Annotated in this window: 21 protein-coding genes; 10 read left to right on the plus strand and 11 right to left on the minus strand. The window is 53.7% G+C overall.

Annotated features, from left to right (window positions below; all coding sequences use genetic code 11):
* Positions 1-3 precede the first annotated feature (3 nt).
* Both aceF and lpdA read left to right on the plus strand, forming a co-directional pair.
* Positions 4-1,902 carry a pyruvate dehydrogenase complex dihydrolipoyllysine-residue acetyltransferase gene (gene aceF / locus AC791_RS18540; RefSeq protein WP_049841953.1) on the plus strand — a complete coding sequence of 633 codons (1,899 nt, stop codon included), beginning with the start codon at positions 4-6 and terminating at the stop codon, positions 1,900-1,902.
* A gap of 197 nt (positions 1,903-2,099) precedes the next feature.
* Entirely contained in the window at positions 2,100-3,524 is a 1,425-nt protein-coding gene (gene lpdA, locus AC791_RS18545; protein WP_049841954.1) for a dihydrolipoyl dehydrogenase, read from the plus strand.
* A gap of 90 nt (positions 3,525-3,614) precedes the next feature.
* Here lpdA and AC791_RS18550 read toward each other — a convergent pair whose 3' ends face one another.
* The 3 genes from AC791_RS18550 to AC791_RS18560 all read right to left on the minus strand — a co-directional run bounded on the left by AC791_RS18550 (position 3,615) and on the right by AC791_RS18560 (position 7,303).
* Entirely contained in the window at positions 3,615-4,796 is a 1,182-nt protein-coding gene (locus AC791_RS18550) for a DUF4303 domain-containing protein (protein ID WP_049841955.1), read from the minus strand.
* A gap of 101 nt (positions 4,797-4,897) precedes the next feature.
* Positions 4,898-5,698, minus strand: coding sequence for a DUF2950 family protein (locus tag AC791_RS18555; protein ID WP_049841956.1), 801 nt, complete (start codon positions 5,696-5,698; stop codon positions 4,898-4,900).
* Between the two features lie 9 nt (positions 5,699-5,707).
* Positions 5,708-7,303 carry a DUF3300 domain-containing protein gene (locus AC791_RS18560; RefSeq protein ID WP_049841957.1) on the minus strand — a complete coding sequence of 532 codons (1,596 nt, stop codon included), beginning with the start codon at positions 7,301-7,303 and terminating at the stop codon, positions 5,708-5,710.
* 392 nt (positions 7,304-7,695) lie between these two features.
* On the opposite strand from AC791_RS18560, the gene acnB reads away from it, so the two are divergent.
* Entirely contained in the window at positions 7,696-10,293 is a 2,598-nt protein-coding gene (acnB, locus tag AC791_RS18565; RefSeq protein ID WP_148677839.1) for a bifunctional aconitate hydratase 2/2-methylisocitrate dehydratase, read from the plus strand.
* Between the two features lie 159 nt (positions 10,294-10,452).
* Complete coding sequence (yacL, locus tag AC791_RS18570) at positions 10,453-10,815, plus strand: protein YacL (RefSeq protein ID WP_049841959.1); 363 nt, start codon at positions 10,453-10,455, stop codon at positions 10,813-10,815.
* Positions 10,816-10,846: 31 nt separating this feature from the next.
* On the opposite strand, the gene speD is transcribed toward yacL, so the two are convergent.
* The 3 genes from speD to AC791_RS18585 all read right to left on the minus strand — a co-directional run bounded on the left by speD (position 10,847) and on the right by AC791_RS18585 (position 12,984).
* Positions 10,847-11,641: an adenosylmethionine decarboxylase gene (gene speD, locus AC791_RS18575; protein WP_049841960.1), complete on the minus strand. Its 795-nt coding sequence runs from the start codon at positions 11,639-11,641 to the stop codon at positions 10,847-10,849.
* A gap of 14 nt (positions 11,642-11,655) precedes the next feature.
* Entirely contained in the window at positions 11,656-12,522 is an 867-nt protein-coding gene (speE, locus tag AC791_RS18580; RefSeq protein ID WP_049841961.1) for a polyamine aminopropyltransferase, read from the minus strand.
* Positions 12,523-12,636: 114 nt separating this feature from the next.
* Entirely contained in the window at positions 12,637-12,984 is a 348-nt protein-coding gene (locus tag AC791_RS18585) for a YacC family pilotin-like protein (RefSeq protein ID WP_049841962.1), read from the minus strand.
* Between the two features lie 142 nt (positions 12,985-13,126).
* On the opposite strand from AC791_RS18585, the gene cueO reads away from it, so the two are divergent.
* Complete coding sequence (cueO, locus tag AC791_RS18590) at positions 13,127-14,674, plus strand: multicopper oxidase CueO (RefSeq protein ID WP_049841963.1); 1,548 nt, start codon at positions 13,127-13,129, stop codon at positions 14,672-14,674.
* Between the two features lie 69 nt (positions 14,675-14,743).
* Here the strand turns inward: cueO and AC791_RS18595 are convergent, their stop codons facing one another.
* Entirely contained in the window at positions 14,744-17,134 is a 2,391-nt protein-coding gene (locus tag AC791_RS18595; protein WP_049841964.1) for a glucose/quinate/shikimate family membrane-bound PQQ-dependent dehydrogenase, read from the minus strand.
* A 205-nt stretch (positions 17,135-17,339) separates the two neighbouring features.
* Between AC791_RS18595 and hpt the strand changes: the two genes are divergently transcribed.
* Positions 17,340-17,876 carry a hypoxanthine phosphoribosyltransferase gene (hpt, locus tag AC791_RS18600; protein ID WP_049841965.1) on the plus strand — a complete coding sequence of 179 codons (537 nt, stop codon included), beginning with the start codon at positions 17,340-17,342 and terminating at the stop codon, positions 17,874-17,876.
* 71 nt (positions 17,877-17,947) lie between these two features.
* Here hpt and can read toward each other — a convergent pair whose 3' ends face one another.
* Entirely contained in the window at positions 17,948-18,610 is a 663-nt protein-coding gene (can, locus tag AC791_RS18605) for a carbonate dehydratase (protein WP_049841966.1), read from the minus strand.
* A gap of 108 nt (positions 18,611-18,718) precedes the next feature.
* Between can and AC791_RS18610 the strand changes: the two genes are divergently transcribed.
* From AC791_RS18610 to AC791_RS18625, 4 genes are all read left to right on the plus strand, one after another.
* Positions 18,719-19,645: an ABC transporter ATP-binding protein gene (locus AC791_RS18610; RefSeq protein ID WP_049841967.1), complete on the plus strand. Its 927-nt coding sequence runs from the start codon at positions 18,719-18,721 to the stop codon at positions 19,643-19,645.
* Entirely contained in the window at positions 19,642-20,412 is a 771-nt protein-coding gene (locus AC791_RS18615; protein ID WP_049841968.1) for an ABC transporter permease, read from the plus strand. Before AC791_RS18610 ends, AC791_RS18615 begins: the two co-directional genes overlap by 4 nt.
* Before the next feature lie 99 nt (positions 20,413-20,511).
* Complete coding sequence (locus AC791_RS18620; RefSeq protein WP_049841969.1) at positions 20,512-20,949, plus strand: PTS sugar transporter subunit IIA; 438 nt, start codon at positions 20,512-20,514, stop codon at positions 20,947-20,949.
* Between the two features lie 75 nt (positions 20,950-21,024).
* Entirely contained in the window at positions 21,025-22,248 is a 1,224-nt protein-coding gene (locus AC791_RS18625; RefSeq protein ID WP_416202313.1) for a polysaccharide deacetylase family protein, read from the plus strand.
* A gap of 4 nt (positions 22,249-22,252) precedes the next feature.
* On the opposite strand, the gene panD is transcribed toward AC791_RS18625, so the two are convergent.
* The 3 genes from panD to panB form a co-directional block, all read right to left on the minus strand.
* Complete coding sequence (gene panD / locus AC791_RS18630; protein ID WP_023178331.1) at positions 22,253-22,633, minus strand: aspartate 1-decarboxylase; 381 nt, start codon at positions 22,631-22,633, stop codon at positions 22,253-22,255.
* A 92-nt stretch (positions 22,634-22,725) separates the two neighbouring features.
* Positions 22,726-23,580 carry a pantoate--beta-alanine ligase gene (panC, locus tag AC791_RS18635; protein ID WP_049841971.1) on the minus strand — a complete coding sequence of 285 codons (855 nt, stop codon included), beginning with the start codon at positions 23,578-23,580 and terminating at the stop codon, positions 22,726-22,728.
* A gap of 11 nt (positions 23,581-23,591) precedes the next feature.
* Positions 23,592-24,383, minus strand: coding sequence for a 3-methyl-2-oxobutanoate hydroxymethyltransferase (gene panB / locus AC791_RS18640; protein WP_049841972.1), 792 nt, complete (start codon positions 24,381-24,383; stop codon positions 23,592-23,594).
* Between the last annotated feature and the right edge of the window lie 5 nt (positions 24,384-24,388).

Consider the following 24,388-nt stretch of genomic DNA (forward strand, 5'->3'; position numbering starts at 1 on the left):
ATCATGGCTATCGAAATCAAAGTACCGGACATCGGGGCAGATGAAGTTGAAATCACCGAGATCCTGGTCAAGGTTGGCGACACTGTTGAAGCAGAACAGTCGCTGATCACCGTAGAAGGCGATAAAGCCTCTATGGAAGTCCCGTCTCCGCAGGCTGGCGTCGTTAAAGAGATCAAAGTCTCCGTCGGCGACAAAACCGAGACTGGCGCACTGATTATGGTGTTCGATTCCGCCGACGGTGCAGCTGACGCTGCGCCTGCTCAGGCCGAAGAGAAGAAAGACGCGCCGAAAGCTGCGGCTCCGGCTGCGGCGACGGCTGCAAAAGACGTTAACGTACCGGATATCGGCGGCGACGAAGTTGAAGTCACCGAAATCATGGTTAAAGTTGGCGACAAAGTTGAAGCTGAACAGTCGCTTATCACCGTAGAGGGCGACAAAGCCTCTATGGAAGTTCCGGCGCCGTTCGCAGGCACCGTAAAAGAGATCAAAATCAGCACCGGCGACAAAGTGTCTACCGGCTCGCTGATCATGATTTTTGACGCAGAAGGCGCAGCACCGGCAGCAGACGACGCTAAGCCGCAGGTGAAAGAAGAAGCGGCATCTGCTCCGGCAGCGGCTGCGGGCGCTAAAGACGTCAATGTACCGGACATCGGCGGCGATGAAGTTGAAGTCACCGAAGTGATGGTCAAAGTTGGCGATAAAGTAACGGCTGAACAGTCGCTTATCACCGTAGAGGGCGACAAAGCCTCTATGGAAGTTCCGGCACCGTTCGCAGGTACCGTTAAAGAAATCAAAATCAACACCGGCGACAAAGTGTCTACCGGCTCGCTGATTATGGTCTTTGAAGTGGAAGGCGCAGCGCCGGCGGCTCCGGCTGCTAAGCAAGACGCTGCGGCTCCGGCTCCGGCCGCCAAAGCGGACAAACCTGCTGCTGCCGCGCCGAAAGCCGAAGGCAAAGCTGAGTTTGCTGAAAACGACGCTTACGTCCATGCAACCCCGCTGATCCGCCGCCTGGCGCGCGAGTTCGGTGTAAACCTGGCGAAAGTCAAAGGCACCGGTCGTAAAGGTCGTATTCTGCGTGAAGACGTTCAGGCGTACGTGAAAGACGCGGTTAAACGCGCTGAGTCAGCGCCTGCTGCTGCCGCAGGCGGTGGTATTCCGGGTATGCTGCCGTGGCCGAAAGTGGACTTCAGCAAGTTCGGCGAAATTGAAGAAGTGGAACTGGGCCGTATCCAGAAAATCTCTGGTGCTAACCTGAGCCGTAACTGGGTGATGATCCCGCACGTTACCCACTTCGACAAAACCGACATCACCGATCTGGAAGCGTTCCGTAAACAGCAGAACGCCGAAGCTGAGAAACGTAAACTGGACGTGAAATTCACGCCGGTGGTATTCATCATGAAAGCCGTTGCTGCGGCACTTGAGCAGATGCCACGTTTTAACAGCTCGCTGTCCGAAGATGCACAGCGTCTGACGCTGAAAAAATACATCAACATCGGTGTGGCGGTTGATACGCCAAATGGTCTGGTGGTTCCGGTCTTTAAAGACGTGAACAAGAAGAGCATTACCGAGCTGTCCCGTGAACTGACTGTCATCTCCAAAAAAGCGCGTGATGGTAAGCTGACCGCAGGCGAAATGCAGGGCGGTTGCTTCACTATCTCCAGCATCGGCGGCCTGGGAACTACCCACTTTGCGCCAATTGTTAACGCGCCGGAAGTGGCGATCCTCGGTGTGTCTAAATCGGCGATGGAGCCGGTCTGGAATGGTAAAGAGTTTATGCCGCGTCTGATGATGCCAATTTCTCTTTCCTTCGACCACCGCGTGATTGACGGTGCTGATGGTGCACGCTTCATTACCATCATCAACAACACCCTGAGCGACATTCGCCGCCTGGTGATGTAATCGACAAGCCGGCCTGACGGCCGGCTTTTTTCTGGTAATCTCATTAAGTGCGTGAGGTTATGAGTGAAAACCGATTTTCGTGAACCGTTTGTTGTTTCAAAATTGTTAACAATTTTGTAAAATACGGGCGGATAGAACGTCCCGGTGGATGAAGGGCGACAAGTACCTGGACCGCCGGAAATCAATAAGAGGTCATGATGAGTACTGAAATCAAAACTCAGGTCGTGGTACTTGGGGCAGGTCCTGCAGGCTACTCTGCTGCCTTCCGTTGCGCTGATTTAGGTCTGGAAACCGTCATCGTTGAACGTTACAACACCCTCGGCGGTGTTTGTCTGAACGTGGGTTGTATTCCTTCCAAAGCGCTGCTGCACGTTGCAAAAGTTATCGAAGAAGCCAAAGCGCTGGCTGAGCACGGTATTGTCTTCGGCGAGCCGAAAACCGATATCGACAAAATTCGTACCTGGAAAGAAAAAGTGATCACTCAGCTGACCGGCGGCCTGGCAGGCATGGCGAAAGGTCGTAAAGTGAAGGTAGTTAACGGACTGGGTAAATTTACCGGGGCCAATACCCTGGAAGTGGAAGGCGAAAACGGCAAAACCGTGATCAACTTCGACAATGCGATCATCGCTGCCGGCTCTCGTCCGATTGAACTGCCGTTTATTCCGCATAACGATCCGCGCGTGTGGGATTCCACCGATGCGCTGGAACTGAAATCAGTCCCGGAACGTCTGCTGGTAATGGGTGGCGGGATTATCGGTCTGGAAATGGCTACCGTTTATGATGCGCTGGGTTCAGAGATCGACGTGGTCGAAATGTTCGACCAGGTGATCCCGGCGGCAGATAAAGACATCGTTAAAGTCTTCACCAAGCGCATCAGCAAGAAATTCAACCTGATGCTGGAAACCAAAGTAACGGCCGTTGAAGCGAAAGAAGACGGTATTTACGTTTCCATGGAAGGCAAAAAAGCCCCGGCTGAACCGCAGCGTTACGATGCGGTGCTGGTGGCTATCGGTCGCGTACCGAACGGTAAAAACCTCGACGCAGGCGCAGCCGGCGTGGAAGTGGATGACCGTGGCTTTATCCGCGTAGACAAGCAGTTGCGTACTAACGTGCCGCACATCTTTGCTATCGGTGATATTGTCGGTCAGCCGATGCTGGCGCACAAAGGTGTTCACGAAGGTCACGTTGCCGCTGAAGTTATCGCCGGTAAAAAACACTATTTCGATCCGAAAGTGATCCCGTCCATCGCCTACACTGAACCAGAAGTTGCCTGGGTAGGCCTGACTGAGAAAGAAGCGAAAGAGAAAGGCATTAGCTACGAAACTGCCACCTTCCCGTGGGCTGCTTCTGGCCGTGCTATCGCTTCCGACTGCGCAGACGGTGTGACCAAACTGATTTTCGACAAAGAAACCCACCGGGTGATCGGCGGGGCGATTGTCGGCACCAACGGCGGCGAGCTGCTGGGTGAAATTGGTCTGGCAATCGAAATGGGTTGTGATGCGGAAGATATCGCGCTGACCATCCATGCGCACCCGACGCTGCACGAGTCTGTAGGTCTGGCAGCCGAAGTGTTTGAAGGCAGCATTACCGACCTGCCAAACCCGAAAGCGAAGAAAAAGTAATTTTCGGGTAATAAAGAAAAAGCGGCTGATTCAGCCGCTTTTTTTATGCGCCTTGATGTGCCCGGGCCGCGTTCGTATTTTCTTACCGGTTCAGCCTTCCTCCAGCGTTTCCAGCACCCAGGCTGCGTGCTGACGAATGAACGCCCAGGACGAACCATATCCCGCCTGCGCTGCTTCTTTTTCCTGTTTATCAATTGTACAAAAACCGGAGCCTGGACTCAGTTCCTCTGCGACGGCGTCCGCGAGTTGCGGATAGCGTGCCAGCGCGGCTTCCAGAGGACGATAATCCAGCGGTGGATGACGGCCTCTGTCACGGAATGCGCTATAGGGTGCCGCCAGGCCGGGGGCGACAATTCCTGGCGGCAATTGCGGCACGCGCGCAGTCAACAATGGCATGTGTCCGAGGCGGGCCAGCGCGCAGGCTGCCCAGCAACGATCGCTATTACTTGCTTTCGCGTCATCAAGTTTGCTGACCAGCGCGGCAATCGCCTCGTCGGTGGGTTCGTTGATTTCTGCCAGCAGCATACTGGCTTTCCACGCGTTGCCCGGCTGCTCGCCGCGAATAACGGCAGCCAGAAAAGGAACAGCCTCTTTTCCTGACGCCTTAAGAAGCTGCTCATATTCGCCATATAACACGCCGTTTTCCGCTGCACCTACGGCATGTGCGGTCAGCTCTGCCAGGCGCTGCGGCTGCGGCAGGACGGCCAGCCGCAGCCGGGCCTGTGCTGCGATATCGTATTCCGGGAAATGGCGCGAGATTTGTGCAGTTGTCAGGCTCAGCGGGATCAGATCGCCCGCTTCGTCGGCGGCGACGGCAATGAAATGTTTATCAACTACGCCTTCACTCACAAGCTGACGGCGCGCCTTTTTTACCGCACGAGGAAAAACGTGCAAAAAGCGTTCATAAACGGCTTCCCATTCGCTGAAGGTGCGGTCGCGGGAGGCAAATGTACAGCAGGCTCGCGCCCAGTCATCATGTTCTGCATCAGGGTCGACGTTATACGGTAAATCAGCAGGTGACCAGCGTAGTTCTTGCGCCGTGGCAGGCGAACCACGTTGCCGGTAATCGCTGACGACACGCGCCAGGCTCTCTTCGCTGCCCACGGCGAGGCTGGGCCAATAGATTGACTCACCGTCGCCATAGAACGCGTGGAAAAGAGCGCCGTAAAGCGATTCATGGGGGCAGGCGTCGCGTACCCGGCGCACGGCTGTCACCATATGATCAACCGCAGCGGCCTCAAGACCGCGCCAGTCAAATGTTGCTTTCTTCAAGACCCTGTCCTTTGTTATCGCATTCTGTTCTTACAGTGAAGATACTGTAAACGAAAAGAAAACGACAACGATAGCGCGATCTGTACCCATGTTGTTTCGCCTCAGGGTGACACTGCCTGCCAGCCGTCATCGATTGTGAAGCGGGTTATCGTTTGTATGCTGACATCGGTATTCTCACCGAAATTGTGCTGGAAAACGCGATCCTGCATGTCGACCATAAAACTCATCACCCCGGTCTGTCCCCAGATTGCCGGCCAGGCAATCAGCGCAACACTGCCGTCCTGCTCACCGGACAAAATACGGAAACGGTAGCCGTGATAGCCTTCGCCCGGCTGCGCATGACTAAACGCCGGGCCCAGCGGGCTTGGGTTTTCACCCGGCTGAATGGGCCAGTACAGTCCATCCTGCTGGCCTTCACTGCTGATAAGCTTATGCGCCCACATTCTCTTCTGCTGAAAATAGTCCTGTTCGGCATCGACCCACGCATGCATGGCGGTTATCGCCCCCAGCTCATTGCGGCCGATAGTTCGGGTGAGGATCTCATCCGCCGCCGCTGGCATATCGAAGTGCCAGCCTTCATCCGTTTTAACTACAGGCACCGGCAACTGCCAGTTTTCATCGCCCACGTTAATGTGGGCGGTATTTTCCTGCTGCTCGATATGATGGCTCACTTTCCAGTCGCGTAAGAAACGCTCTACGGCCAGCGGATCGACGCCTTCCGGTGGAAAATAGTGCTGCCACTCCTCTCCCAGCAGCCGTTCCAGAGCGGCCTGGTCGTGGGCAGAAATGGCGGCCACCAGCGTTTCTGCGGCTTTTTCAGGGGTGCTGAACGTTTGTTGAGCCTGAGCCAGCACCGGTAACATCAGCAGCATGAGTGCGCCGGACATGGTTAATTTTTTCATTTCTTCCCCTTAGTGATGACGGCGTTCAGCAACGCGTTCCCGGATGGCTGAACGCTGCTCACTACTGAAATTGTGCTCCGATCTGCGGCTTTCGCTCCCGCGACTGCGTTGTGATTGCCATGAGGGCGAGCGACTGTCGTTACCACTTAATGCACTGCCACGATTGCTTTCCCGACGCTGCTGAACACGCTCTGTTACCTGCTGGCGTTGTTCAGGCGTGGCTGAGTTAAGGCGCTGCTGCACATTTCCCCGCACCTGCTGGCGCTGCCCGGGTGTGGCAGTACTTAACCGCTGCCGAACCGGGGCCGCCGTGGAAAGGTGTTGTGAAGACTGCGTGCGCAACGCATCGCGCGATGCGCTGTTCATGTCATAACCTCGATAGTTATTGTGTTGGGCGATCTGCTGAAGCTGTTTTGAGGCAGCCTGGCGCCGGGCATCGCGGTTAAGCGGCGCGGCATTACGACCGGTTTTCTCCTGTAATTGCGCCAGTGCGGCCTGCCGCTGACCGTTTACAGATCGGGACGAGGTAGCGCTTAAGCCGCCCCTGACATTAACAGGATGGGCATTGTTCACGTACGGAACGCCATTGCGGTAAGCCGGGTTGTGGTGCCAGACGCGGTTATTGTTGGTCAGATGTTCACCCGTGATGCGGTTATAGTTATTGACGTTGATATTGATGTTATTGCCATTATGGCTGTTTCCGTCGTTGTAATAGCCGCGATCGTCATGATGGTGATGATCGTCGTCGTCATGGTGGTGATGATGGTCGTCGTGATCCCAGTCGATACTGCTGAACAGCGCATACGTTGTGGCCACGCCCAGACTGTACCCAAAGCCCTTCACAAAACTGCTGGCGAACTGCTCCCCCGGAGGCGGCGGGAGGTAGACGGGCGGCCAGGCGGTATTGGGCCAGGCACCGTAAACCGTTGTCGGGTTGTAAGTCGGAACGTAAACGACCTGCGGATCGGCCGGTTCTATTTTAATGATCGTCGGTGATGACGTATGTACGATTGTCCGGGTGCCGCTATCCGTTGATACAGGACTGGCTGTCACCGGTTCGCTGGTTACTTTCTGCTGCGGTGAGGATTTTAATGTTCCGGTCTGTTGGGCCAGGGCGCGCAGCTTTTGCACGGCGTCCATCACATCCTGCGGCTGGGCCAGAAAGGCATTCCCCAGATCCTCAACCCACTCGGGATCTTGCCCCATCAATGCCGCCAGCTGCGGGAACGCCACCAGCGATTTTACGCTGGCATCCCACGGTTGACTGGCTACCGCGTTGATGGCGGCATCGCCCTGAAGCGTCGGATGGTCTTTTGACCACTGTACGGCCTGGACGACGTTTGCCGGATAGGTTGATGCCATCAGCACCTGAGAGAGCAGGGCATCAGGATACAGCGCAACAGGGGCGACCCACTGGTCAATCTGGGCAGAGGTAAATGCGGGTGTGGCAACCGGCGCGGGATCGGTACCCGCAGGTGCAGGAGCGGCCACGTTTTCAGGCGGGGTTACAGGTTGCCGGCTTTTAACATACAGCGTTCCGGCGGCTGCACATAACGCCAGACTGCATGCTAAAGCAATAATATGAGGCTTAAAGCGCAATATCATATTCAGAACTCCCGGTATCAGATGATACCTGTCAGTAAGAGAGCAGCGCCATATGGCGTAAGCAATCCCCGGAGTATATTCTCTGGCCTGATTGTTTTTTGACGTAAACAGGGATCGCCTATAGACGTATCGAATTCGGACAAAATGGAGTGTGAACAATCGTTGTCGGGCGGGCATTTTGCCCGGCAAATGCCATTTTGACGCACGCACGATTTCTGTTCACGATTCAGCAATAATTTAATGTTGCTTTTTTGTAAACAGATTAACACCCCACTAAAATCCTGCTATTCTGCCCGTTGCGGTACCGGGCATTTACCCTACAAACTACTGTTTCACAGGAGCGTGAAGAGAACGCCTGCCGCACTATGACAATGAGAGCGAGGAGAACCGTCGTGCTAGATGATTACCGTAAGCACGTAGCTGAGCGTGCCGCTGAAGGGATTGTAGCGAAGCCCTTAGATGCAACCCAGATGGCCGGGTTAGTTGAGCTGCTGAAGAATCCGCCTGAAGGCGAAGAAGAATTCCTGTTAGATCTGTTAATAAACCGCGTGCCGCCGGGCGTTGATGAAGCCGCCTATGTTAAAGCAGGCTTTTTGGCCGCCGTCGCCAAAGGTGAAGCCCATTCGCCGCTGGTTAGCCCCGAAAAAGCCGTAGAGCTGCTGGGTACCATGCAGGGCGGCTATAACATTCACCCGCTGATTGAGGCGCTGGACAATGACGCGCTGGCACCGATTGCTGTTAATGCCTTGTCTCATACCCTGCTGATGTTCGATAACTTCTATGATGTAGAAGAAAAAGCCAAAGCGGGTAATCTGCATGCGCAGCAGGTAATGCTCTCCTGGGCAAACGCTGACTGGTTCCTGAAACGTCCATCGCTGGCCGAAAAAATTACCGTTACCGTCTTCAAAGTGACCGGCGAAACTAACACTGACGATCTCTCTCCGGCTCCGGATGCCTGGTCGCGCCCGGATATTCCGCTGCACGCCCTGGCGATGCTGAAAAACGCCCGCGACGGCATTTTCCCGGATAAACCCGGCAGCATTGGCCCGATCCTGCAAATCGAGGCATTACAGCAAAAAGGGTTCCCGCTGGCCTACGTCGGCGACGTGGTGGGCACCGGGTCGTCACGTAAATCTGCGACCAACTCGGTACTGTGGTTTATGGGCGACGACATCCCGAATGTGCCGAATAAGCGCGGCGGCGGGGTGGTTCTGGGCGGTAAAATCGCTCCTATTTTCTTTAACACCATGGAAGATGCGGGCGCGCTGCCAATCGAAGTGGATGTTAACAAACTGAACATGGGCGACGTTATTGACGTTTACCCGTTCAAAGGGGAAGTGCGCAATCATCATAGTGATGAGCTGCTGGCAACCTTTGAATTAAAAACCGACGTGCTGATTGACGAAGTGCGTGCGGGTGGTCGTATTCCGCTCATTATCGGTCGCGGATTGACCACTAAAGCCCGTGAAGCGCTGGGCCTGCCGCACAGCGACGTTTTCCGCATCGCAAAAGCGGTTGAAGCCAGCGATAAAGGCTTCTCTCTGGCGCAGAAAATGGTTGGCCGCGCCTGTGGCGTCACCGGCGTGCGTCCCGGCGAATACTGCGAACCGAAAATGACCTCGGTTGGCTCGCAGGACACCACCGGACCGATGACCCGTGATGAGCTGAAAGATCTCGCCTGTCTGGGCTTCTCAGCCGATCTGGTAATGCAGTCCTTCTGTCATACGGCGGCGTATCCGAAGCCGGTTGACGTGACGACTCACCATACGTTGCCGGACTTCATTATGAACCGTGGCGGCGTCTCTCTGCGTCCGGGCGATGGCATCATTCACTCCTGGCTGAACCGTATGCTGTTGCCGGATACCGTCGGCACCGGCGGTGACTCCCATACCCGCTTCCCGGTAGGCATCTCCTTCCCGGCTGGTTCCGGTTTAGTGGCGTTTGCCGCAGCGACCGGCGTTATGCCACTGGATATGCCGGAATCGGTATTGGTGCGTTTTAAAGGCACCATGCAGCCGGGCATTACGCTGCGCGATCTGGTTCACGCCATTCCGCTGTATGCCATTCGCCAGGGCCTGCTGACCGTTGAGAAGAAAGGCAAGAAAAACATCTTCTCCGGGCGCATCCTTGAAATTGAAGGGCTGCCGGAGCTGAAAGTCGAACAGGCGTTTGAACTGGCCGATGCCTCTGCCGAGCGTTCCGCTGCGGGCTGTACCATCAAGCTTGATAAAGCGCCGATCACCGAGTATCTGACCTCTAACATTGTCCTGCTGAAGTGGATGATCGCTGAGGGTTACGGCGACCGTCGTACCATTGAGCGTCGTATTCAGGGCATGGAAAAATGGCTGGCGGACCCGCAACTGCTGGAAGCGGATGCTGACGCGGAATACGCGGCGGTCATTGAGATTGACCTGGCCGATATTCATGAGCCGATCCTCTGCGCGCCAAACGATCCGGACGATGCGCGTTTGCTCTCCGACGTGGCGGGTGAGAAGATCGATGAAGTATTCATCGGCTCCTGCATGACCAATATCGGTCACTTCCGCGCGGCGGGCAAGCTGCTGGATGCGCATCAGGGCCAGCTGCCGACTCGCCTGTGGGTGGCTCCGCCTACGCGTATGGATGCAGCTCAGCTTACCGAAGAGGGCTACTACAGCATCTTTGGTAAGAGCGGCGCACGTGTCGAAATTCCGGGCTGCTCCCTATGCATGGGCAACCAGGCGCGCGTGGCAGACGGGTCGACGGTGGTTTCCACCTCTACGCGTAACTTCCCGAACCGCTTAGGGACCGGTGCGAATGTGTATCTGGCGTCAGCGGAGCTGGCGGCAATTGCTGCGCTCATTGGACGTCTGCCAACGCGGGAAGAGTACCTGAGCTCGGTGGCCCAGGTGGATAAGACGGCCGCAGATACCTATCGTTATCTGAACTTCGATCAGCTTGAACAGTACACCGAGAAAGCCGACGGGGTGATTTTCCAGACCGCAGTGTAATCCTCACTTCCGGCTCAACTGACAAAACCCTTTCCTGACGAAAGGGTTTTTTTATTTCATTCCTTCCACTTATCCCGCTGCTTTTCTTGCTCCCTGCTGCGATAATTAATCTCAACGGCAATGCAGCAATGACGTATTGCGACAGCAGAGGAACAAATGATGGAATACGAATTTTTGCGCGATGTCACCGGACTGGTAAAGGTACGGATGTCAATGGGCCATGAAGTGGTCGGACACTGGTTCAACGAAGAGGTGAAAGAGAATTTTGCCCTGCTGGATGAAGTTGAACAGGCGGCGCGTGCAGTAAAAGGCAGCGAACGCAGCTGGCAGCGGACCGGGCATGAGTACACCCTGTGGATGGATGACGAAGAAGTGATGATCCGCGCCAATCAACTGGCGATTTCCGGTGATGAAATGGAAGAGGGAATGAGCTACTACGATGAAGAAAGCCTGTCGCTGTGTGGTGTAGAGGACTTTCTTCAGGTGGTTGCCGCCTACCGCACGTTCGTGCAGCAAAAATAACCGGGCGGGGCATCCTTGCTCCGCAGCACGCTTAAATCGCAGGAATATTGCGACCGTAATAAATCTCGCGCATTTCCTTCCACAGCAGGTCGGTGATGACCTTGCGCTCATCTGCCGTTAAATCTTCAGGCCGGGTATGGAACATGTAGTGCTTAAGATCAAATTCCTTAAGCAGCATTTTGGTATGGAAAATATTTTCCTGATAAACGTTCACGTCCATCATGTCATACAGCGACTTCATGTCTTCAGACATAAAGTTCTGAATCGAATTGATCTCATGATCGATAAAATGCTTCATGCCATTCACGTCACGGGTAAAGCCGCGCACGCGGTAATCAACGGTGACAATATCGGATTCAAGCTGGTGGATCAGATAATTGAGCGCCTTAAGCGGCGAAATGACGCCGCAGGTCGATACTTCAATATCTGCCCGAAACGTACACAGACCCGCTTCAGGATGGCTTTCCGGGTAAGTGTGAACGCAGATATGACTTTTATCGAGATGGGCAACAACGGCTTCAGGCAGCGGGCCGGGATGCTCGGTAGTATCAATTAACTGCGGATCGACCGGCTCTTCGCTGACCAGGATCGTGACGCTGGCACCCTGCGGTTGATAATCCTGACGGGCAATATTCAGGATATTGGCACCGATAATCGAGCACGTCTCGGTGAGCACTTCGGTCAGACGGTTGGCATTATAGAGTTCGTCGATATAGGCGATATAGCCATCGCGCTCTGCCGCCGTTTTCACGTAGCAGATATCATAAATACAAAAACTCAGGCTTTTGGTCAGATTGTTAAAGCCGTGCAGCTTCAGTTTTTTCAATTTTTATCACCTCCTTAGGATCGCGGTGCGGACAGGGCGTCCTGCAAATATTGCGGCAGGGCAAAAGCCGCGGTGTGAATGGCCGGATTGTAATAGCGGCAGGTGAGCGCAGATTGATGAAAGCGCGCCTGAATAATTTCGGTAGAGAGCGTGCGCAGGGCCTCGTTATCCGTCGCCCAGGCGAAGGTCATAATGCCGCCGTAATAGGTCGGGATCGCCGCCTGATAAAAGCTGACGTCAGCGAAATATTGACCCAGCTTGCGGTGGCTGTCGATAGCTTCATCCTGCTGCAAAAAACAGACGCCGTTCTGCGCGACAAAAATGCCGCCCGGATTGAGGCAGCGCTTACAGCCTTCATAAAACGCCGAGGTAAACAGGCTTTCACCGGGACCGACCGGGTCGGTACAGTCAGAGATGATGACATCAAAAGTTTGCGTGGTTTGATTAACAAAATTAACGCCGTCGTCGATGGTCAGCGTGAAACGCGGATCGTCATAGGCACCGGCATTATGATTAGGTAAATACTGACGACAAAAAGAGACCACGCCTTCATCGATTTCCACCATCGTGATAGTGTCGATATTTTTATGCCGCGACACTTCCCGCAGCATTGCACCGTCGCCGCCGCCAATAATCAGCACGTGCTTCGCGTGACCGTGCGCCAGCAGCGGAACGTGGGTCATCATTTCGTGGTAAATAAACTCATCGCGCTCGGTGGTTTGCACCACGCCATCCAGCGCCATGACGCGACCAAAAGCAGCGTTTTCGAAAATGATCAGATCCTGATGATCGGTTTTCTCATGGTACAGCACGTTATCAATAGCAAAATATTGCCCAAATTGATCGTGTAGCGTTTCGTGCCATGCGGTGTTATCGCTCATTCCATTCTCCCTCATTAACACCCATGAAAAATGGGCGCAACATAATAGCTAACATTGACCGCGTATGCACGGTCAATGTTTCACCACAAAGAGAATGAGTATAGCGAAGAGAGGCTATTTAACGTAGGCGAGTAAGCTTAAGGAATCTTTAGCCAGCGCTTTACATTTTTTGGCGGTAGGAATACCGATACCGCTAAGGTCGCGGTAGCTGTCTTCACCTAACGTTTTCATGTTGTAGGTTTCGTAGTTGCTCAGGTCCCACTGATTCTGCTGAGCAAAAAAGAGCAGCGCCCGACGAATTTGGGTATTAGGTAAGTTCTGGTAGCCACAGTCATTTTTCAGAAACACAAAGACGGCGGTGAGATCGGCCATATCTTCAGCTTCAGATTCGCTCAGCGCATAGCTGTTTGTGGATAATGCTAAAAGCATTCCAGGAACAATTATTCTGAAAAAAGTCTTCATTCTTTCTACCACTGCTTACGGAAATGCAACGTTAGCACACCTGATGATAGCGCGTGAACTTAATTATCACAGTTATACTTGACGTTCCGGTTAGGGGAGGGTTTAAGCTCATAGACCGCCTGCCGACAATAAGGAAAATACGATGCAACGCCGCGACTTTTTAAAATATTCCGCCGCTATTGGCGCGTTTAGCGCACTGCCTCTCTGGAGCAAAACCGCCTTTGCTGCCGAACGCCCGGCGCTGCCGATCCCGCAACTGTTAACCGCCGATGCGCGTAATCACATCAGGCTGAGTGTTCAGGCAGGGACATCGACGTTTGGCCCCGTCACCAGCGCTACCTGGGGCTATAACGGCGCGCTACTGGGTCCGGCGATCCGCCTGCGTCAGGGAAAGGCGGTTACCGTTGATATTCACAACACCCTGACAGAAGAGACGACGGTTCACTGGCACGGGCTGGAAGTGCCCGGTGCTGTCGACGGTGGCCCTCAGGGGGTGATAAAAGCCGGTGAGTCGCGTTCGGTGACATTCACGCCCGATCAGCCGGCAGCAACCTGCTGGTTTCACCCCCATCAGCACGGTAAAACCGGGCGCCAGGTGGCGATGGGGCTGGCAGGACTGGTCATCATTGATGACGATGACAGCCGCAGCCTGCGTTTGCCGCAGCAGTGGGGCATTGATGATCTACCGGTGATCGTGCAGGACAAGCGTTTTACCGCCAGCGGCGAAATAGATTATCAGCTGGATATGATGACCGCTGCCGTCGGCTGGTTTGGCGATACGCTTCTGGCTAACGGTGCGCCGTTTCCCCAGCATAATGCCCCGCGAGGCTGGCTGAGATTACGCCTGCTCAACGGCTGTAATGCGCGTTCGCTGAACGTCGCCGCCAGCGACAAGCGCCCGCTATATGTGATTGCCAGCGACGGCGGGCTGCTGGCGGAGCCGGTCAAAGTCACTGAGTTGTCGATGTTAATGGGCGAGCGTTTTGAGGTGCTGGTGGATACCCAGGACGGTAAACCGTTCGATCTGGTGACTTTACCGGTCAGTCAAATGGGGATGGCCGTCGCGCCTTTCGACCGGCCACAGCCGATACTGCGCGTGCAGCCGCTGCGCATTGCCGCCTCCGCGACGCTCCCGGATTCGCTGGTCACGGTTCCTGCGCTGCCTGCGCTTTCGGATCTTACCCGGCGTAAATTCCAGCTCTCTATGGACCCGATGCTCGATATGATGGGAATGCAGGCCTTACAGGAAAAATACGGCGCGCAGGCGATGAGCGGAATGGATCACGGTAACATGCATCATGGTGCAATGGATCATGGCGCGATGGGCCACGGCAGTCAGGCGTTCGATTTTCATAGCGCCAACCGGATTAACGGTCAGGCGTTTGCTATGGATACGCCGCTGTTTGCCGCGCAAAAAGGGCAGTTTGAGCGCTGGGTGATATCGGGTGAGGGCGACATGATGCTGCATCCCTTCCATATTCACGGTACACAATTCCGCATTCTGTCTGAAAACGGTCGTCCTCCCGTAGCCCATCGCGCAGGCTGGAAAGATACGGTCAATGTGAACGGCGGCGTCAGTGAAGTACTGGTCCGTTTCAATCATGACGCGCCAAAGGAGTGCGCTTATATGGCGCATTGCCACCTGCTTGAGCATGAAGATACCGGCATGATGATGGGCTTTACGGTGTAGCACCGTGCCGCCATCCGGCATTGTTGAGCGCCGATCCCCCTCTTCCGGCGGAAGAGGGGGATGGATACCTTACTTCTCGTCGTCCGGCAGAGCGTAAGCGACGATATAATCACCCATTTTGGTACCAAACGAACCGTGACCGCCCGCAGAAATGACAACATACTGTTTGCCATTCACTTCATAGGTCATCGGCGTTGCCTGGCCACCCGCAGGTAAACGGCCTTCCCACAACTTATCCCCGTTGCTCATGTTATAAGCACGCAGGTAGTTATCGGCAGTCGCCCCAATAAACAGCACGTTACCGGCAGTGGAAATCGGACCGCCCAGCATCGGCATACCGAGGTTAAACGGCACTTTAAACGGCATCGGGAACGGCAGGCTATCGCGCGGCGTACCGATACGTTTTTTCCATACCACCTCGTTGGTTTTCAGATCCAGCGCGGAGATATAACCCCAGGCCGGCTGTTTACACGGCAAACCAAACGGAGACAGGAACGGGTTCAGCGTAACGCCATAAGGCACGCCGTACTGCGGCTGAATACCGGCTTCGGTACCGCTGCCTTTCGCATCTTTCGGCTGTTCCATCGGATTACCCGGGCCGCGTGGCATCAGCTTCGACACAAACGGCAGGGCCATTGGGTTAGCAATCGCCACCTGACGATTTGGATCGACAGAGATGCCGCCCCACTCGAACATCCCCAGGTTACCCGGGAATACCAGCGTGCCTTGTTCTGATGGCGGAGTGAAAATGCCTTCATAACGCATTTGCTGGAAGATCACGCGACAGACCAGCTGGTCAAACATTGTCGCGCCCCACATATCCGCGCCGCTCAAATCTTTCTTCGGACGGAAACTAAGATCGGAGAACGGCTGCGTTTTAGTGACGTAATCACCTTTTGCCGCACCTTGCGGAACCGGTTTTTCCGGGGCCGGAACCACCAGTTCGCCATTACGGCGATCCAGCACAAAGATGTTGCCGGTTTTCGCCGGGGCATAGACCACCGGAACCGTTTTACCGTTAACCGTAATGTCCGCCAGCGTCGGCTGGGACGGCATATCCATATCCCACAGATCGTGGTGAACGGTCTGATAGCTCCATGCCAGCTTACCGGTAGTTGCATTCAGCGCCACGATTGAACTGGCGTAACGTTCTTGCTCCGGCGTACGGTTGCCACCCCAGATATCCGGTGTGGTGACGCCCATCGGCAGATAGACCAGATCCAGTTTGGCATCATAGGCCGCAGGTGCCCACGAGTTCGGCGAGTTAAAGGTAAAGGTGTGTTCATCCGACGGAATGGCATTCGGATCTTTCGCACCCGGATCGAAGGCCCACAGCAGATCGCCGGTATTGACGTCAAAGCCGCGGATCACGCCAGAGGTTTCGCGCACCGAGAAGTTATCGGTGACCGAACCGGCAATCACAATAGTTTTATCCGTCACGATCGGCGGCGATGTTGGCTCGTACAGCCCCGGCGTCTGATCCGGCATGTTGGTTTGCAGATTCAGAATGCCTTTATTGGCAAAGGATTCACACAGTTTGCCGGTCTCGGCATTCAGCGCAATCAGACGACCATCGTTGACCGGCAGAATGATACGACGCGGGCAATCTGCTACTGCATTTGCCGGCGCGCTGTCTGCTTTGGCTTCGTGATAAGAGACACCACGGCAGGTTACGTGCTGGAACGAAGGGGTTGAATTGAGCTGCGGATCGTAATGCCATTTCTCTTTACCGGTTGCCGCATCAAGCGCAAACAGACGCTGGTGAGCAGTACACAGGTACAGCGTGTCACCAACTTTAATCGGCGTGACTTCGTTCGTCAGCTCGCCAGAATCATTCTCTTTTTTGAAATCGCCGGTGCGGAATACCCAGGCTTCTTTCAGCTTGTGAACGTTATCGGCATTGATTTGCTTGAGGGGAGAATAACGCTGGCCTTCCTGGTTACGGCCATACGCTGGCCAGTCCTGATCGGCAACCGTTGAGATCGGCTCAGCAGGCGTTGAATCCGCGTGCAGCGTGCCGCTGACTTCCTGCGGATCGTTAAAGCCAGCCCAGGTCAGCATTCCGCCGCTTAACAGCAGGACCACTACCAGTGCAGCAACCGCGCCCGCAGACGGGAAAATCAGCCGGCGCCAGACAAACGGCAAAATCAGCCAGATGCCAAAGAACACCAGAATGTCGCAGCGTGGGGTCAGCGCCCAGAAGTCAAAGCCGACTTCCCAGACGCCCCAGATCATGGTCGCCAGCAACAGCCCGGCATATAACCACAGCGCTGAACGCTTGCCGCGCCACAGAAGCCAGGCTACGCCCAGCATGATAAGGCCTGCGATTGGGTAATACCAGGAGCCGCCTGTTGCGACCAGCCAGATACCGCCAATCAACAGATACAGTCCGCAGAACACGGCGAACAGCGCTGTCAACGTCACCAGAATGCGTGACGTACGGGGTTTTATCTCTGCCATAAAAGAATACTCTTTCAATTAATTAATATTTTAGTAGCAATTTATTATAGGATTTAACATATGTGATCGTCATCACAAAATGAGCTTTATTACACGATTGCCCGTTAAAATTATTTTGCTGATATACTACGGCGCTTACTGATCAATGCGGCTGTCTGAGGCGGCGGTGTTGAGTGATTTATCTGAAAATCATATGGTTGGCTAAATGAAACATACTGTTGAAGTGATGATCCCGGAAACGGAAATCAAAACCCGTATCGCTGAGCTGGGCCGTCAGATCACCGAACGCTATAAAGACAGCGGGAGTGAAATGGTGCTGGTGGGCCTGCTGCGCGGTTCGTTTATGTTTATGGCGGATCTGTGCCGTGAAGTGCAGGTTTCCCATGAAGTCGATTTTATGACCGCCTCCAGCTATGGCAGCGGCATGTCCACCACCCGCGATGTCAAAATCCTGAAAGATCTGGATGAAGATATTCGCGGCAAAGATGTGCTGATCGTTGAAGATATTATCGACTCGGGCAATACGCTGTCGAAAGTGCGGGAAATTTTAAGCCTGCGCGGGCCAAAGTCGCTGGCGATTTGTACCCTGCTGGATAAGCCATCGCGCCGCGAGGTTGACGTGCCGGTAGAGTTCGTGGGTTTTTCCATCCCGGATGAATTCGTGGTGGGTTACGGCATTGATTACGCTCAGCGCTATCGTCATCTGCCGTATGTCGGCAAAGTGGTAATGCTGGACGAGTAAGCCGTCAGAAAACAATGCCGGGCAAGCGTATGCCGCCCGGCAGAAACGTGTACGACGCCGCAGGCTGCCGATTACTTGTGGTTGATGTGTTTTAAACGCAGGTTAGAAACACCTTTGCGGTAGTGCTGCTCCAGCGATTCGCGATTAGTCGCGGTCACATCGAGATCGCGCAGCAGACCGTCGTGAATGCCGTAAGCCCAGCCGTGAATCGTTACTTTCTGACCACGTTTCCATGCAGACTGCATAATGGTCGAATGGCCGAGGTTATAGACCTGCTCCATCACGTTCAGCTCGCACAGGGTGTCCAGACGACGTTCCTGCGGCATTTCTCCCAGCAGGGAGCTATGCTTAAACCAGATATCGCGAATGTGCAGCAGCCAGTTATCGATAAGACCGAGTTCCGGATTTTCCACGGCTGCCTGTACGCCGCCGCAACCGTAGTGGCCGCAGATAATAATGTGTTCAACTTCCAGCACGTCGACAGCGTACTGAACGACGGAGAGGCAATTGAGATCGGTGTGGATCACCAGGTTAGCCACGTTACGGTGAACAAACAGCTCGCCGGGTTCAAGGCCAGTCAGACGTTCAGCGGGAACGCGGCTATCGGAACATCCAATCCAGAGAAAACGTGGCTTTTGAGCCTGAGCCAGCGTTTCAAAAAATCCGGGATCTTCTTCCACCAGCATTTTTGACCATAGTGCATTGTTACTGATGAGTGTATCTATGTCTTTCATGGAGGTTAACGACCTGTAACCAGATAATTGCGTTGGGCTAATATAGGTCAACTCCCGGATGATTTAAACCACATATAAAGTGTCAGAACGTAAGGTAAGTAAAAATTCATGACCATTGCACTGGAAATTGAGCAGCTTAAAAAGACCTATCCCGGCGGCGTACAGGCGCTGCGCGGGATCGACCTACAGGTAGAAGCGGGGGATTTCTACGCGCTTCTCGGGCCTAACGGCGCGGGTAAATCCACCACCATTGGCATCATTAGTTCACTGGTTAATAAAACCTCGGGGCGGGTAAGCGTGTTTGGTTACGATCTTGCAAAAGACGTCGTCAACGCTAAACGCCAGCTTGGGCTGGTGCCGCAGGAATTTAACTTCAACCCGTTTGAGACGGTGCAACAAATTGTCGTTCACCAGGCCGGATACTATGGCGTTGAGCATAAAGATGCGGTCGAGCGCAGCGAAAAGTATCTGAAACAGCTCGATCTGTGGGATAAACGCAACGAACGTGCACGGATGCTGTCCGGCGGGATGAAACGCCGTTTGATGATTGCCCGGGCGCTCATGCATGAGCCAAAACTGCTGATCCTTGATGAGCCGACCGCAGGCGTTGATATCGAACTTCGCCGCTCAATGTGGAGTTTTTTAAAGGATTTAAACGACAAAGGCACTACCATTATTCTGACCACCCACTATCTGGAAGAGGCAGAAATGCTGTGCCGCAATATCGGCATTATCCAGAACGGTGAGCTGGTGGAAAACACCTCCATGAAAAATCTGCTCGCCAAGCTGAAGTCGGAAACCTTTATCCTCGATTTAGCGCCAAAAAGTCCGCTGCCGAAGCTTGAGGGCTATCAATATCGGCTGGTGGATACGTCCACGCTTGAGGTTGAAGTCCTGCGCGAGCAGGGGATTAACAGCGTATTTAGCCAGCTGAGCTCTCAGGGCGTGCAGGTGCTCAGTATGCGTAACAAGGCGAATCGTCTTGAAGAGTTATTTGTTTCACTGGTTCACGATAAGCAAGGAGATCGCGCATGATGCAGTTGTATTGGGTCGCATTAAAAAGCATCTGGGCGAAAGAAATTCACCGTTTTATGCGTATCTGGATCCAGACGCTGGTACCGCCCGTCATCACCATGACGCTCTATTTTATTATCTTTGGTAATTTAATTGGCTCACGGATCGGTGAAATGCACGGCTTTAGCTATATGCAATTTATTGTGCCGGGCCTGATCATGATGTCGGTTATCACTAATGCGTACGCCAACGTTGCCTCCTCCTTTTTCAGCGCCAAGTTCCAGCGCAATATTGAAGAGCTGCTGATTGCCCCGGTGCCGACGCACATTATCATCATCGGTTATGTCGGCGGTGGCGTGGCGCGCGGACTGTGCGTGGGCGTACTGGTCACGGCGATTTCTCTGTTTTTTGTGCCGTTTCAGGTCCATTCATGGCTGTTCGTTGCCCTGACCCTGGCGCTTACGGCGATCCTGTTTTCACTGGCAGGATTGCTTAACGCGGTGTTTGCTAAAAGCTTTGATGATATCAGCCTGATCCCGACCTTTGTGCTGACGCCGTTAACCTATCTCGGTGGGGTATTTTATTCCCTGACGCTGCTGCCGCCTATCTGGCAGGCGCTGTCAAAACTGAACCCGATTGTGTATATGATAAGCGGCTTCCGCTACGGCTTCCTGGGCATTCACGATGTGCCGCTGGTAACAACGTTTGCGGTACTGGTCGCCTTTATCATCGCGTTTTATCTGCTGTGCTGGTATTTGATCCAGCGCGGGCGCGGGCTGCGCAGCTAGTAAGGGCTTTCTGCTTATGATGGCAGGTATCCTTTGATGCCTGTCATCTCCTGCAATCCTTCAACCTGATAAACTTGCCTCCCGCAAAGGAGGTGAGCGATGTTAGGTTGGGTGATTACCTGTTATGACGATAAAGCAGCGGAGCTGCTTTATCGTCTGGAAAAGCAGTACGGTACCCTGGCGCAGTGCCGGGCGGTCAATTTCTGGCCGGGGCAAAGTACCAATATGCTGAGCCGGATGATGTGTGATGCGCTACACGCTACCGACTCTGGTAAAGGCGTTATCTTCCTGACCGACATTTCCGGCGCGGCGCCCTATCGGGTTGCCGCCCTGATGAGTCATAAACATGCAGACTGTGAAGTGATCTCGGGAGTGAGCTATTCATTGTTAGAACAAATGATTCCTCTGCGCGGATCGTTGAGCAGCTCGGCTTTCCGTGATCGGGTGGTTTCTTCTGGGGTGCCTGACGTCACCAGCTTATGGCATCAGCAGCAAAAAAATCCGCCGTTCGTGCTGCTTCATGATTTGTATGAGTAATAACCATTGGTATTGATTCTGCTTTTGTTACAATAGCGCCGGTGGTTCTCTCCCTGGTTACAATTATCCATGATAATGCGCGCTATTATTGTTTCACTGCTGCTGATCTCCGGCAGCGTTTTTGCTGAGTTACCCGTTCGCTACATGCAGACGACCGAAGATGCAGTCATCTGGTCCAAAATCGGTGACCGGGTGGTTACGGTTGGCAATGTGCGTGCCGGGCAAATCCTGGCGGTAGAATCAACGTCTGCCGACTATGATGAATTTGCGTTTGCCTTCGGCAAAGGCTTTATTGATAAGGGCCATCTCGAACCGGTGCAGGGAAAGCAGCGCGTGCAGGACGGGTTGGGGGACTTAAACAAGCCGCTCAGTAACCAAAACCTGATCACCTGGAAAGACACGCCGGTATACAACGCGCCGTCCGCCGGAAGCGCGCCATTTGGCACTTTTACCGGCAACCTGCGTTACCCTATTCTCAGTAAACTTAAAGATAGGCTTAATCAGACCTGGTTTCAGATCCGCATTGGTCATCGGCTGGCGTGGATAAGCGCCCTTGATGCCCAGATTGATAACGGCATCCCGGTTCTGACCTATCATCATATTTTGCGTGACGAAGAGAACACCCGTTTCCGTCACACCTCGACCACCACGTCAGTACGAGCGTTCAGTAACCAGATGACCTGGCTACGTGATATGGGCTATACCACGCTGACTTTGTATCAGCTGGAAGGGTACGTACGTAACACCATTAATTTGCCTGGCCGGGCAGTGGTTATTACATTCGATGATGGCCTGAAGTCGGTAAGTCGATATGCGTATCCCATCCTCAAACAGTATGGAATGAAGGCAACCGCGTTTATTATTTCTTCGCGTATCAAACGCCATCCGCAAACCTGGAATGCAAAAGCGCTTCAGTTTATGAGTATTTCTGAACTGCGTGAGATCGCCGACGTATTTGATTTTCAGTCGCATACCCATTTTCTGCATCGGGTAAACGTTTATCATCGTCCGATATTACTGAGCCGCAGCTACCACAATATTTTGTTTGATTTCGAGCACTCGCGGCGGGCGCTGGGGCAGTTTAATCCGCATGTGCTTTATCTGTCCTACCCGTTTGGTGGATACGATGCTAAAGCGGTTAAAGCGGCAGAAGATGCAGGTTTTCATCTGGCGGTAACGACGGTGAAAGGGAAGGTGAAACCGGGGGATAATCCGTTCTTGCTCAAACGCTTATATATCTTAAGAACGGACTCGCTGGAAACCATGTCGCGGCTGATTGGCAATCAGCCGCAGGGATAATCAGCTACGCGACCTGAACCGGAATGGCTTTGGCCGTGCGTTTCATCTCATTGTCGCCTTCAAAGTAGGCTACTTTAGGACGCCAGGTACGGGCTTCTTCATCAGACATTGTGACAAAGCTGGCAATAATCACGATGTCGCCCACCTCAGCACAGTGTGCAGCGGCTCCGTTGACCGAGATAATTTTGGATCCGCGCTCCGCCGCAATGGCGTAGGTGGAGAAGCGTTTGCCGTTAGTGACATTCCAGATATCAATGGCTTCATTTTCAAGAATGCCAGACGCATCAAGGAAATCCTGATCGATCGCGCAAGAGCCTTCATAATGCAGGTCGGCCTGGGTGACTTTCACACGGTGGAGTTTGCCCTGTAGCATAGTGCGAATCATAAGTATTACCTTTAAAACATACCCATAATGAAGCAGGTAGGACCTGCTTTGAGAAATTTCTCAGGCAGTATTGCCTGATTTACCATAGCTGTCTACTGCGTTAATGTAACGGACTGGTTGTCGATTAAACGCGCCTCGCCAAGCCAGGCCGCCATCAGGATCACCGCATTTTTACTGGTGTGCTGAAGCTCCAGTAAGGTGTCAGCATCGCGAATCTGAATATCGTCAGCGCGGAATCCGATGGCATTCAGCTCTTGTTCAGCCAGCGCCACAATCTCTTTAACCTCACGTTCGCCAGCCTGCAGTTTTTCTGCAATACCGGTCATGACGTTATACAAGCCCGGCGCGATTTTTCGCTGTTCTGCGGTCAAATAACCGTTACGTGAACTGAGCGCCAGACCGTCTTTACCGCGAATGATAGGCACGCCAACAATGTCAATATCATAACCCAGGTCAGCAACCATCTTGCGGATCAACGCAAGCTGCTGAAAATCTTTCTCACCAAAGCAGGCAATGTCCGGCTGGATCAGATTGAACAGCTTGCTGACAATGGTTGATACGCCGCGAAAGTGACCCGGACGGCTGGCACCCTCCAGCATGGTGGAGAGGCCCGGTACGTCGACAAATGTCTGTGACTCTGTACCGTGGGGATAGATCTCCTGTGAGGCAGGGGCGAAGACGATATCTACTTTACGCTTGTTAAGCTTTTCACAGTCTTCTTGTAATGTGCGCGGATAACGCGCCAAATCTTCAGCACGATCAAACTGCATCGGATTAACGAAAATACTGACAACAACAATGTCGGCCCGGGCTTTGGCTTCATCAACCAGCTTCATATGGCCGTCATGAAGATTTCCCATTGTGGGAACCAGAGCAATACGTTGGCCTTCCTGATGCAGACGACGGATATGCTGGCGCAATAGCGGTAGCGTTTCAATAATCAGCACAACATGACTCCTTAATGAAAACTATGTTCTTCGCCCGGATAGACGCCGGACTCCACTTCAGCAATATACTGTCGTACTGCGGCGCGCATGTCGCCTGCTTCACTGAGGAAATTTTTCGCAAACTTAGGAATATGGCCGCCGGTAATGCCAAAGGCGTCATGCATGACCAGAATTTGACCGTCAGTGACGTTACCCGCACCAATGCCAATGACCGGAATCGACAGCGCCTCTGTTACGCGTTTAGCCAGCTCAACCGGCACACACTCCAGCACCAGCAGCTGGGCACCTGCCGCTTCGAGGGCCAGCGCGTCATCAAGCAGAACTTGCCCGGCATCGCCGCGGCCCTGAATTTTATAGCCGCCGAAAATGTTTACCGACTGGGGCGTCAGACCGAGATGACCACAAACCGGAACGGCGCGTTCGGCCAGCATTCTCACGGTATCTGCCAGCCATAAGCCGCCCTCGATTTTGACCATATTAGCCCCCGCGCGCATCATGATGGCGGCGTTCTCGAAAGTTTGTTCCGGCGTGGCATAGGCCATAAAAGGTAAATCAGAGAGCAGCAGGCAGTTTGGTGCGCCCCGGCGTACTGCCCGCGTATGGTAGGCAATATCTTCTACGGTCACCGGCAGGGTGGAGTCGTGGCCTTGTACCGTCATACCCAGCGAATCACCGACTAACATAACGTTAATGCCTTCATCGGCAAATAGCTTAGCAAAGCTGTAGTCATAAGCGGTGATGGTAGCGAAGCGTTTTTTCTCGAGCTTGCATTTTTGCAGCAGGGAAATAGTAGTAGGTTTCATCCTGG

It is taken from the genome of Klebsiella sp. RIT-PI-d (genome assembly GCF_001187865.1).
Taxonomy (GTDB): Bacteria; Pseudomonadota; Gammaproteobacteria; order Enterobacterales; family Enterobacteriaceae; genus Superficieibacter.

Bases quoted from the DNA above. Each gene is read 5' to 3' on its own strand.
- aceF (WP_049841953.1), top strand. From the start codon at position 4: ATGGCTATCGAAATCAAAGTACCGGACATCGGGGCAGATGAAGTTGAA.
- lpdA (WP_049841954.1), top strand. From the start codon at position 2,100: ATGAGTACTGAAATCAAAACTCAGGTCGTGGTACTTGGGGCAGGTCCT.
- AC791_RS18555 (WP_049841956.1), bottom strand. From the start codon at position 5,698: ATGAAAAAATTAACCATGTCCGGCGCACTCATGCTGCTGATGTTACCG.
- AC791_RS18560 (WP_049841957.1), bottom strand. From the start codon at position 7,303: ATGATATTGCGCTTTAAGCCTCATATTATTGCTTTAGCATGCAGTCTG.
- yacL (WP_049841959.1), top strand. From the start codon at position 10,453: ATGGAATACGAATTTTTGCGCGATGTCACCGGACTGGTAAAGGTACGG.
- speE (WP_049841961.1), bottom strand. From the start codon at position 12,522: ATGAGCGATAACACCGCATGGCACGAAACGCTACACGATCAATTTGGG.
- AC791_RS18585 (WP_049841962.1), bottom strand. From the start codon at position 12,984: ATGAAGACTTTTTTCAGAATAATTGTTCCTGGAATGCTTTTAGCATTA.
- cueO (WP_049841963.1), top strand. From the start codon at position 13,127: ATGCAACGCCGCGACTTTTTAAAATATTCCGCCGCTATTGGCGCGTTT.
- AC791_RS18595 (WP_049841964.1), bottom strand. From the start codon at position 17,134: ATGGCAGAGATAAAACCCCGTACGTCACGCATTCTGGTGACGTTGACA.
- hpt (WP_049841965.1), top strand. From the start codon at position 17,340: ATGAAACATACTGTTGAAGTGATGATCCCGGAAACGGAAATCAAAACC.
- can (WP_049841966.1), bottom strand. From the start codon at position 18,610: ATGAAAGACATAGATACACTCATCAGTAACAATGCACTATGGTCAAAA.
- AC791_RS18610 (WP_049841967.1), top strand. From the start codon at position 18,719: ATGACCATTGCACTGGAAATTGAGCAGCTTAAAAAGACCTATCCCGGC.
- AC791_RS18615 (WP_049841968.1), top strand. From the start codon at position 19,642: ATGATGCAGTTGTATTGGGTCGCATTAAAAAGCATCTGGGCGAAAGAA.
- AC791_RS18620 (WP_049841969.1), top strand. From the start codon at position 20,512: ATGTTAGGTTGGGTGATTACCTGTTATGACGATAAAGCAGCGGAGCTG.
- AC791_RS18625 (WP_416202313.1), top strand. From the start codon at position 21,025: ATGCGCGCTATTATTGTTTCACTGCTGCTGATCTCCGGCAGCGTTTTT.
- panD (WP_023178331.1), bottom strand. From the start codon at position 22,633: ATGATTCGCACTATGCTACAGGGCAAACTCCACCGTGTGAAAGTCACC.
- panB (WP_049841972.1), bottom strand. From the start codon at position 24,383: ATGAAACCTACTACTATTTCCCTGCTGCAAAAATGCAAGCTCGAGAAA.